The following is a 13,642-nucleotide window of genomic DNA, read 5'->3' on the forward strand; positions in this document are numbered from 1 at the left end:
AAAATAAAAAAGGTACAAATGAAAAATATTAATAAAGTTGTATTGGGACTATTTGGGATAGTACTCCTGAATACTTCCTGCAAAAAATGGCTTGTAGAAAGCAATTTTACAAAAATTGGGTCAGATGTTATTTACAAGGACGAGGCAGGTTTACAGGTGGCCCTTGGTGGATTGTATAACTTGCAACGTGCCTACGAAAGAACTACTGATCAAAATTCAAACGGGCTAACGCAAAATAATCTTTGGCTCTATTGTGCCGACGATTTGGGATGCACTAGGACTTTTAATGATGCACAAATTTATAAGTCTGCTATGACTCCAACAGCCTTTCCAAGAGGTAAATGGACTTTGGGGTATCAACTGATTGATAGAGCCAGCGCAGTTATCAGTGCCGCCCCAGGTATTAGTTTTGCAGTGGCGGCTAATAAGAATCAATTGATCGCTGAAGCAAAAGTAATCAGGGCTTATACCTATTTTAAACTTTGGCAACTGTATGATAATATTCTCATAGACACCATTCCGACTACTGCTAAAAATGCTTTTGATGCAGTTGTATATAAACCTGCGTCAAGAGAAGATGTTTTGAACTTGATTAATTCAGATTTGGATTATGCTATTGCCAACCTTTCTTATAATGCTAAGCCAGGACAGGTGAACCAGGGATTTGCCCGTCATTTGCGGGCGCAGGTAGCCGCCTGGCAAAGTGATTGGGCAACCATGGCAGCGCAGTGCGATTCTATTGTAAAGAGTGGCAAATATAGATTACAGCCAATCGAAAAAGTCTTCGGAGCTGATGTTAATCACTCAGAAGCAATTTTTACTTACCAGTTAGACGAAACGCTGGGAGGAAGTGATGCCCTCGCTGGAGGTGGTGACTGTATACTCGGTGGTGTTTTTCAGGCAAGGTATTATGAAATGCCTGGCGGTCACATTATTGAAGATAACAATTGGGGTGGAAACAGTCTTGGATGGACAGTTCCCAATAAGTATTTAAGAAGCCTTTACAATCCTGACCCCGTTACAGGATTAAGCGCTGACAAACGTTTTACCGCCTATTATTACCCTGATAGCCTAATTGGCAATAAGCCTGGTGACCCTTATTATGGTAAGCCATTACCGAAATCTTCCTACCCTGATAATTATAGACAATATCATTGGAGTGTGAGGAAGTACCAGGATTTTGTTAAATCACCTGGTACGTACCACAGTTATAAGGATATCATTGTATGCCGGTATGCCGAAACTCTCTTACTTGGAGCTGAAGCCCATTGGAGACTGACAAATAATCCTTCTGATCCAACAGCGTTGTCATATATTAACATGGTGCGTGAAAGGGCAGGCGTACCAGATTTTACTTCTATAGATCAGCAGACAATCCTGGACGAGTCTGCTCGTGAATTGGCTTTCGAAGGTGGGCGTTGGTATTTACTCAAGAGAATGGGAGTTTTAATTGACCAGGTAAATGCTCATAAAACATTTGGCAGCGCCTCAACAAATGAGAAACTATATCCAATGCAGCCGTGGATGGTACGTTGGCCAATACCACAGGATCAGATTGATTTAATGGCACCAGACTTTCCGCAAAATCCCGGCTATTAAATCTTCATTTAAGCGCAAATATTTGATGTAAAACCTGCACCCGGTAAGTATTTTCCGGGTGCAAGTTTAAAATCGCGACACTATTACTATTGATTAGCTAACGCAACTCTATAATCTAAAATGCAAAAACTTATTTTCGGCCCGTTAAAGGTAAAAATTTTGAACCTTTACTTTGCCGTTCTAATACTTTCAATAATATCATGCAGCAAAAAAAATCATGCTGTTACTCCCGGTAACAATACCCAAAATCCTCCGCCCGCAGTGGTTTCCGCCCCGTTGAAGGACAAGGCCTTGTTTGAAATTGGCGCTGCCGTAACCGTCGCTCACTTAAAGGAGCCGGATTTTGCTAATACCTTTAAGACCAACTTTAACCAGTTGTCTGCTGAATATGAGATGAAGATGAAACAAATCTGGACATCGGCCACCACTTATTCGTTTGATGGGCCAGATTACCTGGTCAATTTTGCTGCGCAGAATTCGATGAAGGTGCACGGACATACACTCCTTTGGTACAAATCGTTTCCCGATTGGTTCATAAACGCAGCATATGATTCGCTCAATTTTGAGAATAATGTGAAAGCTTATATCCAGACAGTTGTTGGTCGCTATAAAGGAAAAATCAGGAGTTGGGACGTTGCCAACGAAATTTTTGCAGATGATGGTTCTTTGAGAATCGATGCTTCGGTTTACAAAACGTTTAAAGACCCGATTGGTTTTTATGAAAGATGTTTTCAATATGCCAGGGATACTGATCCTGACGCGAAACTTTTTTATAACGATTATGATCAGGTCTTAAATTCTGCGAAAAGGTCTTCTCTAAAAAAAATGGTTGAACGTTTCAGGAAAGAAGGCTACCCAATTGATGGTATCGGTGACCAATTTCATACAACCGTTTGGACTGATAAAGCAACAATAAATATCGGTTTGACGGATCTTGCAAGCACAGGCCTACTGATCCATATTTCAGAATTAGATATTAGGGTTAATCAAAACAAATCGGATTCATATGTATTCACCGATGCAGAACAACAAAAGCAAGCCAATATGTACAAAGCAATTGTTGAAATGTATGAGGCGTTGCCACAGGCTCAAAAATTCGCAATAACGGTATGGGGAATTACCGATAAATATTCCTGGCTTCTTAGCTGGTGGAGCCCAAAAGAATATCCCCTGCTTTTTAATGGTGATTATTCCAAAAAGAAGGCGTATGAAGGGTTTTTGTCTGGATTGAAATAAATGGATACCTAATAAATAGTGCAAGCCATGATTTTAAATTCTGTTTAAATGAAAAAAGTTACTTACTGCTTTTTGTTACTTCTGGTTGGAGGTTTAGTATTGTCTTTTCTTAAACATGAGTCACCGGTTCTACTCGAAACAAATAGCCCTTTGGAATCAAGGCTCAACAAGCTTCTTGGAAAAATGAGCATGCAGGAAAAAATTGAACAACTTTACTACAAAACAGATGGTAATAAACGGCTTGGTATTCCACAATTTAAAGGGAGCGACGGCCCTCACGGTATTGGTAATAATGCAGCTGGATTTTCATCTTTCCCGGTAACTATTGCAATGGCAGCCACATGGGATCCGGTTTTAATTACAAGAGTAGGAAGAGCAATTTCAGAAGAACAGGCTGCACGTGGCAGAGACAGGATTGCCGGACCGACACTCGATTTACTGATCGATCCAAGGATGGGCCGGGCTTCCGAAACTATCGGAGAAGACCCATTTTTAGGGGGACGGATTTCGGAAGCTTTTGTACTCGGACAAAACACCATTTCTGTATTTGGAACAATTAAACACTATAATTTAAACACCTACGAAATCAATAGGAGAACTAATAATTACCTGATTGATGAAAGAAGCCTGGTTGAGTTTTTCGGCTATCACTGGAAAAGGACAATCCAGCAAGGCGGGGCTATTTCTGTAATGTGTGCTTATAACTGGATAAATGGGGATAAATGTGCGGAAAATAAATTGCTAATCAAAGATTTATTGCGAGATCATTGGGGTTTTGATTTTTACACAATGTGCGACTGGGGTGGCTTTAGTGAAACAGGTAAGGCTTTAGATGCGGAATTGGATTTTTGCGAAGGCAATGACCTATACATAAAAGAATTACCCGGTGGTGTAAGTGGTGGACGGTTCGATAGTAATCTCGTTAACAGGGCCGTGAAGAACGTGCTTCGAACTAAAATTATTTCGGGAATGATTGATGGTGTTCCGGTTACTCCTGGGAGCGTTATTGACAGCAGGGAGCATCGGGAACTGGTGTACGAAAGCGGATTAAAAAGTTTAGTGCTCTTAAAAAATGAACAAGGTATTTTGCCCTTAAGTAAAGATAAACTTAGATCCATAGCCATCATTGGTCCCAACGCCGCAGTTTTGCCGCTTGACGGAAACAGCAGCTCGAAAGTTTTTCCTTCGTATAGGATTCCGGTAGAAAAAGCAGTGAAAGCAATTTTGGGTGATGATCGTGTAAATTATGCAAAAGGTTGTAACATCAATGATACGGATACTTCGCAATTCTCGTCAGCCATTGAAGCGGCAAAAAAATCTGAATTTGTATTGTTTGTTGCGGGACTGGATAGCACGGTTGAAGGTGAAGGCTATTTTCTGGATAAAGAAGCCGACGAAAAAGGGGGCGGAACGCTAGCCCGGCCCGATAGAGTTTCACAAACCGTATTAATGCCTGGTATGCAAAACAAGTTGATAAACGAGATTGCAAAGGTTAACCCGAATATAATACTGGTCGTTATTTCGGGTGGACCTTGCAGTATAACACCGGTTATAAAAAGTATTAAAGGATTGCTCTATGCATTTTATCCCGGGCAGGAAGGGGGACGGGCTATTACTGATGTTTTATTTGGTAAATACAATCCTTCAGGAAAATTACCTGCAACAATTCCAAAAAATGATGAACAGATCAGACCTATAAGTCCTGATTTCCGCAATATAGTGAGCACAGGAATTGGATATCGTTGGTTTGATTCACAAAAGTTGACGCCTGAATTCGCATTTGGATTTGGATTGAGTTACACAAGATTTAAGTACTCCAACATCAGGGTAAACAATGTAAATGCTAAGGTTGGTGATTTAATCAAAGTTTCATTTAATCTGAAAAATATAGGGAAATTGGCTGGTGCAGAAGTTGCTCAACTCTATCTTTCAACCGGTAAAATTACTCCCGACGTTGTGATGCCCAAAAAGCAATTGCGTGGTTTTGAAAAAATCTTTTTAAATCCGGGTGAATCTAAGATCATCACTTTTCAACTTACACCCGAAGAGTTGTACATATTTAATCAGGCCAATGATTCATACGAGATACCGGTGGGGCAGTATGTGGTGCAGGTGGGAGGTTCATCGGATATATTGCCACTTAAAACGGAATTTAGTTTGCGCAAAGCTGAAGGAAAGCCAGACCCTTCGGTTAGGAATATCCGAACTATGCCTGCTTTCCCAAAAGAACATGAACCGGTAGTTTTCATGGCTTCAATAATCAATAACGGTACCGCACCCACGAAAAAGGGAGACGCTCATTTAATTCATTTTTATGTCGACGGAAATGAAGTGGCCTTATATTTCTCGAAATCAATTTCTATTCCAGTTGGCGGAATGGAACTTGCCTGTGCACAAGGCATCAAGAGGAAAAACTGGGTAGCTTCCAAAGGCAAGTTTACTATAACAGCAAAAATTGAAGTTTCAAAAGGTGAGGATTTGAACCCCAATAATAATACCTGTACGGGAGAATTAGCCATCCCAAATGGGAAAGTGATTCCCGAAGAAATAGCAAATATTTTAAAGTAAGTGAAATAATTGAAACCAAATGAAACGAAAATGTATTTTGATTTTTATTGCGATCTTACTTGGAGGAAAATTTCTTCTGGCGCAACCAATCACCGAAAAGCCATTCTATAAAAATCCAGATGCCCCTATTGAATTACGTATAAAAGATTTACTTGGCAGAATGACACTCGAAGAAAAGTGCAGCCAACTTAATATCTGGCATGTGGACGACCTAAATACTGCAGACAATGTAGTTTTCCAAAAAGTTTTGAAGAATTTGGGAGATACCATTAATAATGGAATGGGCTTTTTGCAATTTGACACAAAACTTCCTGCAAATGAATATGCAGCCAATTTTAATGCGATTCAAGAATATTTTGTGGAACAGACACGATTGGGAATTCCTGCTATTTCAAATGGTGAAGGTTGCCACGGCTTTGTGGGCAACGCTGATCAGTCGACCGTGTTTCCTGTCCCACCTTTATTAGGAAGTACGTGGGATACTACTTTAATGGAAAGTGTTTATTCCGCTGTGGCAAAAGAAATGCGTAGTTATGGTATTACACATGCTGCAACACCTGTGATTGACCTGCTACGCGACCCTCGTTTCGGGCGTTCCGATGAATTTCTTGGGGAAGATCCTTACCATGTTGCTCAAATGGGTGTGGCAGCAATCTTTGGCTTACAAGGTCGCTCTGCCATGATTGATGGAAACCACCTGCTTGCCTGTGCAAAACATTTCGCAGGCCATGGGCAACCTGAAGGAGGAACCAATCTCGCTCCCGTAAATTTATCAGAAAGAGTACTTCGTGAAAACCATTTCTATCCGTTTGAGATGGCGGTGAAGAAAGCCAACGTTCGTACCGTCATGGCATCGTACAATGAAATTGATGGTGTGCCTAATCACGCCAACAAATGGTTGCTGACCGATGTACTTCGGGGAGAATGGGGCTTTACTGGCTTTGTGATTTCCGATTATGATGGCGTTAACAGAATGGTGACCCGTCAACATGCCTGCCTTAACCAGGCTGAAGCAGGCAAAAAAGCCATTGCTGCCGGAATGGACTTTGAGTGCCCCAGCAGTTGGAAAGACTATTGTTTCCGCTTTCTGCCTTCACTTATAAAATCCGGCGAATTAAAAGAATCTATTCTTGATTCTGCTGTTGCCCGTGTTCTTCGCAATAAATTTATTCTTGGATTATTTGAGCATCCATATATAAAAACTTTGGGTGAAAATGAGAGATTAGAAATGCAAAAGAAGAACAGGCAAATTGCACTTAAAGCTGCCGAAGAAGGAATGATTCTATTAAAGAATGACAATCATACGCTTCCTTTTAAACAAAATGAAATTAAAAGGTTGGCTATCATTGGACCCAATGCGGGTGAGGTTCATTATGGTAATTATTCGAACGATAAAAGTCCAGGGGTCAGCATTTTGGATGGTTTGACCCAATATGGAAAGGGTAAATTCGAAGTATTCTATTCGGAAGGTTTCAAAATATACGAGAACGACACCACCATCAAAGCAGTCGATAAAACTCCGGAAGCTGAAAATCGAAGGATTGCTGCTGCTGTAGAATTGGCAAAGAAATGCGATGCTGTTTTACTTGTAATGGGCGGTAATGAATTGACATGCCGTGAAGAATGGGCTGGGCATACAGGGGACCGGTATAGCCTGGATTTACTTGGAAGGCAAAATGATTTGGCAAAAGCCATTTTTGATTTAGAAAAACCAACGGCTGTGGTCTTAATTAACGGTCGGCCATTATCGGTAGATTATTTATCAGAAAAAGCTCCGGCTATGATCGAGGGTTGGTATTTAGGCCAGGAGCAAGGTATTGCGGTAGCCAATATTATCTTCGGGAAAGTGAATCCAAGTGGTAAACTGGCTGTGACCATTCCCCGCAATGTAGGTCAACTACCGGTATACTATAATCGAAAACCATATATACATGAAAGCCCCTATATTACCGGCGAATATTCTCCGTTATATCCTTTCGGATTTGGATTGAGTTACACTAAATACAACTACTCAAATTTAAAACTGGATTATAAACAAATAATAGTTGGACAACCTGTTAAGGTTTCTGTTGATGTAACGAATTCCGGGGATATGGATGGCGATGAAATTGTTCAATTATATATTCGCGATACGGTTAGCTCGGTAACACGGCCTATACAAGAACTAAAAGATTTTACCAGGGTACATCTCAAAAAGGGCGAGACAAAAACAATCACTTTCCTGATAACAGCTGATAAGTTGCAGTATTACGGTCCTGGGATGAAACGTATTGTTGAACCTGGCGAGTTTGAAGTTCAGGTAGGAAGAAATTCAACCGATTATTTATCCAGTTTCTTTGAAGTAATTAGTCAAAAATAAACCTGTAAATAAATTTTTCTAATGAAAAAAAATATAGGCTACACGGTTATTGCGGTTTGTTTTTCTTTATTCAACTCAATGTTGAAAGCTTATCCAATTGAAAGGATTTTCGTGAAAGGGGGAGAGATGAAGTATCACCATGTAAATGTTATTGTGAGCAGTTTTGAAATCTCTAAGTATGAAATCACGAATAAACAGTATGCAGGATTTTTAAATGAAAAGAATATAGGGCCTCAAGGTATTTTGGGTGGCATAAAATTGATTAATGTAGGTTCAAATGAACTACAGGTTGAATACAAGAATGAAAAATGGATGCCGAAACCTGGTTACGAAAATTACCCTATGGTGATGGTAAATTATTATGGGGCAGTTGATTTTTGTAATTGGATTGGAGGTAAACTTCCAACTGAAATAGAATGGACCTATGCAGCAAAAGGTGGAACAAAAAGTAAAAACTACACTTATGCTGGTGGAAATATATTTGATGAAGTTGGTTGGTACAAAGATAATAGTGAGCAACATTCACATCCTGTAGGCGAAAAGAAACCCAATGAATTGGGCATCTATGATATGAGTGGGAATGCGTGGGAATGGTGCCTGAATGATACACTTAAATTAGCCACTGGCTTCTGTGTTCATATGGGTGGAAGTTGGTATGCAACAGAGCAACCGGGTCGCATTGATGCTCATTACGGAAATGTTCCAACACACTTCAGCAACAGCGTTGGATTTAGAGCAGTGTTTCCTGCCGACTCTGTAATGCTTGATAAAAGACCTTTCAGAAACTACAAAGGAAAATCCTGGAATAATGAACCACAGCAAATTCCCGGAAAAATTCAATGTGAATTTTATGACATTGGTGGAGAAGGAATTGCTTACCATGATACGGATAGTATCAACAATGGAAGTGGAAAGTTAAACCCGGCAAACGGGACTTTTCTCAACGAATTTAGAATAAAAGAAGGAGTTGATATTTCCTTCACCAAAACAAGAGATATTGATAACAATCCTTATAATATGGTGGAACCAAAGATGGATCAGTTATATGTTGGCTGGACAATGCCTGGTGAGTGGATTAATTATACCATAAAGGTTAATAAAACCGGTAACTACACAGTCAGGCTCATGTATACAGCAAGTGGAGATGGTGGTATTTTATTGTTGTTAGATGGAAATAAACTAACGAATGAGTTGCTGATTCCTTCCACGAGAAATGATAAGGAACCAATTGCATGGCGACAATGGCATCATTGGAATAGGATTGATTCCTTGGCAACGGTTAAACTTAAAAAAGGGATACATGTGCTAACACTAAAAACGGTTACCAATGGGAATATGAATTATGATTTTCTTGAACTCAAATTAGAAAACTAATACGGGAATAATGCTTAAAGGCTTTGCTGAAACTGAAAATTGAAACAAAAATTGATTTAAGATGATGAGTAAACAATATAACATAATCTTGGTATTTATATTTCTTTTTGGGTTTTCATGGGATCAATCCGAAGCTCAAATTCAATCAGGCAAGGAAATCGCGGAATATCACCGTGTTAAGGCCAGAGCGAATGCTGATAGTAAAGAGTGGAAAACCTATACGGCCAAAACAATAGATAAACTTCCTGGGTTCCATATATCCGCGGATCCGGAATTAGATTCCTATGGCGGATGGAAAGTAAACCGATCAAAAGCGACCGGATTTTTCAGGGTTGAGAAAAAAGGTGATCGTTGGTGGATTGTTGATCCGGACGGTTACCCGTTTATCCATAAAGGAATTGACGTGTTCCGCCCCGGAAGTTCTGATCGGCAAATCGAAGCCATGAAAAGTAAGTATGGAACAAAAGGGAATTGGTTATTGCAGGAAAGTAAATTTTTAAAAGGCAATGGTTTCAATGGCACCGGTGCCTGGTCAGATGTTGACCTGATTCGCCAGTCACCGTCACCGCTTGTATATACAGTAATAGTAAACCCGATGGGAGCATATAAATCAGCTCACTTAAAAAAATATGGTGGGAAATATAAAATGGCTGGCTGGCAAGGGTATCGCTTTGATTTGGTAATGGTTTTCGATCCTGAATTTGATAAATATCTTGAGGAAGCAGTTGCTCCAATTGCCAAATATTCCAATGATAAATATCTGCTCGGCTATTTTACGGATAATGAATTGCCATGGAAAAATGATGCCTTAGACCGCCACTTGAAGTATTTGGCAAAGGACGAACCTTGTTACATTGCCGCAAAAAAATGGCTTGACGAACGTAAGGGAAAAGATGCTACAACTGAAGATATAACTAATGAGGACCGATTAGCTTTTACCGCATTCTATTTCGAAACTTATCTAAAGAAAGTAGCTGCTGCGGTTCGTAAGTACGACCCAAATCACCTTTACCTGGGATGCCGTTTTAACCAGGGATCTGAAGAATTGAGTAATCCTGAAATCTTTAAAGTTGCAGGTAAATATATGGACGTCATTTCGATCAACCATTACAGGAAATGGCAGCCGGACCAATCGATCATGGCTAATTGGACGAAGTGGTCGGGCAAGCCATTTATCATTACCGAATGGTATACCAAAGGAGAGGATTCAGGTTTGCCAAATCGAACCGGGGCTGGATGGAATGTTCCTACACAGCTCGACCGCGGTTATTTTTATCAGAATTTTACGATAGAACTATTGAAAAGCAAATCCTGTGTTGGATGGCATTGGTTTACCTACCAGGATAACGATCCAACGGATCTTAAAACCGATGCTTCAAACCGCGATTCGAATAAAGGAATCGTAGACAGCAATTTCAAACCTTATCAACCTTTGTTGGACAACATGAAAATATTGAACAATCATGTTTATGGACTGATACAATACCTGGATAAATAGTTTAAGATTATTTATGAAAGAAATTATAACAAAATTAAAACCGTAAGACTAAAATATAAAAAGCATGAAAAATTATTTGATCAAAAAAAACAAGATCCGGAGCTTTGGATTGCTGATATTAGGAACAATTTCATTGATGAGCATTAGTGCCGGAAAATCAATGGCTCAAAAACGTAAAAATGAAAAACATCAAAAGCCATTAATTGCGTCCCTAAATGCATATTCGTTTGCCGACTTACTAATGGCTCACGATTCCCGTGGCGATAACCAACAGGTGTTCAACTATTTTAATTTATTGGACTGGTGCGCTACCAAAAAAATACCAGCACTTGATCCAACCGCTTATTTCTTTCCAGGCTACCCGAAAGTTCCTTCCGATGAATACTTGAAAAAATTCAAAGACAGGGCCGCAGAATTAGGTATTGTCATAACGGGAACCGGTATACGAAATGATTTTGCTTCGCCAGATCCGAAAGTGCGTGCGGAGGGGGTGCAACTTGCTAAAGACTGGATTGTAGCGGCCTCTAAAATGGGGGCTCCTATTGTTCGGCTATTTTCCGGAGAAATCCCCAAAGGATATGAAGATAAGTGGAAAGAGGTAGCCGGCTGGATGATTGATTGCTATAAAGAATGCGCAGCTTTCGGTGAAAAATATGGCGTGAAAATCGGTGTTCAGAATCATGGGGATATGCTTCAGACGGCTGAACAATGCGTTTACGTAATGAAAGCAGTTGATTCTAAATGGGCTGGTCTCATTGTTGATATTGGTAATTTTAAAACTCCGGATCCGTATAAGGACATTGCTGAAGTGGTGCCTTATGCGATCAACTGGCAGATAAAGGAAAGTGCGTTTGGTATTGGAAACGAAACTCCTACCGATTATAAACGCCTGATCAAAATTATAAAGGATGGTGGTTATAGCGGGTATTTGCCGGTTGAGACACTTTTGGTTCGTGGCAAGGCTTACGATCCATTCACATTGGTTCCTCAAATGCTACATGAAGTAACAGCGGCAATTGATGAAGTATATAAATAGCTTGAAAATTTATAATTAAAGCAGATACTATGAAAAAACTCGCAATGATTAATTGTTCGTTTCTTGGCTTAGTAATTTTTTTAATAACGGGTATCAATGTTTCAGCTCAGGGAATGTTAGGTAAAGGCTATGCATTTGAGCAAAATGCACGACTCGGCCGCGGCGTTAATATTCTTAGCGCCGACCCAGGATGGAAAAATATTTTAAAAGCCAGGATGACTGAAAAGGATTTTAAGTTGATAAAAGAAGCGGGTTTCAATAACGTCCGCATTGCAGTTCATCCTTTCAGGTTTTCAATGAATGATTCGACTTATACAATTGATCCGGTTTTTTTTATTACGCTCGATTGGGCCATTAAAGAGTCTTTGAAAAATAACCTGATGGCCATTGTTGATTTTCATGAGCACGAGGCAATGGGTAGAGACCCTTTAGGCAATAAGTCTAAATTTTTATTTATGTGGCAGCAAATTGCTGATCATTGTAAGGGTTATCCCAGTGATGTTCTATTTGAAATTGCCAATGAGCCAAACATGAAACCGGAGATATGGAATGAAATTCACACAGACGCCTATAAGATTATACGCAAATCAAACCCAGACCGAACATTGCTTATCGGCCCAATATACGGCAACCAAATTAAATACCTAAAAGACTTAATCTTGCCAGATGACGATCGTAACGTCATCGTCCCGATTCATTATTACTCGCCCATTCAGTTTACCCACCAGGGAGCTCCCTGGTCTGTAAAAAATAGAGATTTAAGCGGTATTACATGGACTAATTCAGCAAGTGAAGAGCAGGCTGTGAATTCTGATTTTGATACTGCTCAGGCATGGTCCGAAATTCATAATCGTCCACTTACTCTTGGTGAATTCGGTGCGTATGAAAAAGCGGATATGCCTTCCCGTGTGCGATGGACTAACTATATTGCCAGACAGGCTGAAACCAGGAAATGGAGTTGGAGTTACTGGCAATTCGATTCCGATTTTATTGTATACAACATCGATAAAGATGAGTGGGTCACACCCATTAAATATGCACTTATTCCAAATAAAAAATAAAAACCGATTGTCATATTTAAAACTGTAAAATCACATGAACCACACAGCTAAATTATTTTCTTTAATCTTCTTTGGCCTATTCTCTAATGGTCTTTCTTTGAAAGCTCAGGTTATAAATATCTATCACAAAGGCTGGATAGATTTTAATAAAAATGGTAAAATGGATGTCTTTGAAGATCCTGCTCAACCCGTTGAAAAAAGAGTTGCAAACTTGCTATCGCAAATGAATGTGGATGAAAAGACCTGCCAGATGGCAACTTTATATGGTTATAAAAGGGTATTAAAAGATAGTTTACCTACCCCCGAATGGAAAACTGAAATATGGAAAGATGGCATTGCCAATATTGACGAGCAACTCAATGGCGTTATCAACGGACCAGAAAGATATTATACCAACAACCTCACTTATCCATATAGCAATCATGCGGCTGCCATCAACCAAATACAAAAATGGTTTGTGGAAGAAACGCGTTTAGGCATTCCCGTTGATTTTACCAATGAAGGAGTACATGGCCTTAACCATGACAGGGCAACTCCGTTGCCTGCACCAATAAGCATTGGTAGCACCTGGAACAGGGATTTAGTTTTCCAGGCGGCCCAAATTGAAGGAGCTGAAGCAAAAGCGCTCGGTTATACAAATATATATGCACCCATTTTAGATGTATCCCGAGACCCTCGTTGGGGAAGGGTTGTAGAAACTTATAGTGAAGATCCCTACCTTATTTCCGAACTGGGAATACAAATGGTAAAAGGTATACAAAGTGAAGGCGTTGCATCCACGTTGAAACATTTTGCGGTGTACAGCGTGCCTAAGGGAGGCCGTGATGGAAATGCGAGAACTGATCCGCATGTGGCGCCAAGGGAATTACAGGAAATGTATTTATATCCCTTTAAAAAAGTAATCGAACAGG

The 13,642-nt window shown here is 39.9% G+C and carries 9 protein-coding genes; all 9 read left to right on the forward strand.

Features of this window, described 5'->3' with window-relative positions; genetic code table 11:
* Nucleotides 1-18 precede the first annotated feature (18 nt).
* Nucleotides 19-1,599: a RagB/SusD family nutrient uptake outer membrane protein gene (locus tag FW778_RS16930; RefSeq protein WP_150416004.1), complete on the forward strand. Its 1,581-nt coding sequence runs from the start codon at nt 19-21 to the stop codon at nt 1,597-1,599.
* Nucleotides 1,600-1,719: 120 nt separating this feature from the next.
* Nucleotides 1,720-2,835: an endo-1,4-beta-xylanase gene (locus tag FW778_RS16935; RefSeq protein WP_202552315.1), complete on the forward strand. Its 1,116-nt coding sequence runs from the start codon at nt 1,720-1,722 to the stop codon at nt 2,833-2,835.
* A gap of 48 nt (nt 2,836-2,883) precedes the next feature.
* Nucleotides 2,884-5,403: a glycoside hydrolase family 3 C-terminal domain-containing protein gene (locus FW778_RS16940; RefSeq protein ID WP_150416005.1), complete on the forward strand. Its 2,520-nt coding sequence runs from the start codon at nt 2,884-2,886 to the stop codon at nt 5,401-5,403.
* A gap of 19 nt (nt 5,404-5,422) precedes the next feature.
* Entirely contained in the window at nt 5,423-7,762 is a 2,340-nt protein-coding gene (locus tag FW778_RS16945; protein ID WP_150416006.1) for a glycoside hydrolase family 3 N-terminal domain-containing protein, read from the forward strand.
* 21 nt (nt 7,763-7,783) lie between these two features.
* On the forward strand, nt 7,784-9,136 hold the full coding sequence (locus FW778_RS16950) for an SUMF1/EgtB/PvdO family nonheme iron enzyme (protein ID WP_150416007.1): 1,353 nt from the start codon (nt 7,784-7,786) through the stop codon (nt 9,134-9,136).
* A 61-nt stretch (nt 9,137-9,197) separates the two neighbouring features.
* Entirely contained in the window at nt 9,198-10,634 is a 1,437-nt protein-coding gene (locus FW778_RS16955) for a hypothetical protein (protein WP_150416008.1), read from the forward strand.
* Between the two features lie 64 nt (nt 10,635-10,698).
* A complete protein-coding gene (locus tag FW778_RS16960) occupies nt 10,699-11,670 on the forward strand; it encodes a sugar phosphate isomerase/epimerase family protein (RefSeq protein WP_150416009.1) in 972 nt (323 codons plus the stop codon).
* Nucleotides 11,671-11,699: 29 nt separating this feature from the next.
* Nucleotides 11,700-12,731: a glycoside hydrolase family 5 protein gene (locus tag FW778_RS16965; protein ID WP_150416010.1), complete on the forward strand. Its 1,032-nt coding sequence runs from the start codon at nt 11,700-11,702 to the stop codon at nt 12,729-12,731.
* Nucleotides 12,732-12,765: 34 nt separating this feature from the next.
* Nucleotides 12,766-13,642: glycoside hydrolase family 3 protein (locus FW778_RS16970; RefSeq protein WP_317132383.1), on the forward strand; the 877-nt coding region annotated here is incomplete at its 3' end.

The sequence above is a fragment of the Ginsengibacter hankyongi genome (assembly GCF_008710285.1).
GTDB lineage: Bacteria > Bacteroidota > Bacteroidia > Chitinophagales > Chitinophagaceae > Ginsengibacter > Ginsengibacter hankyongi.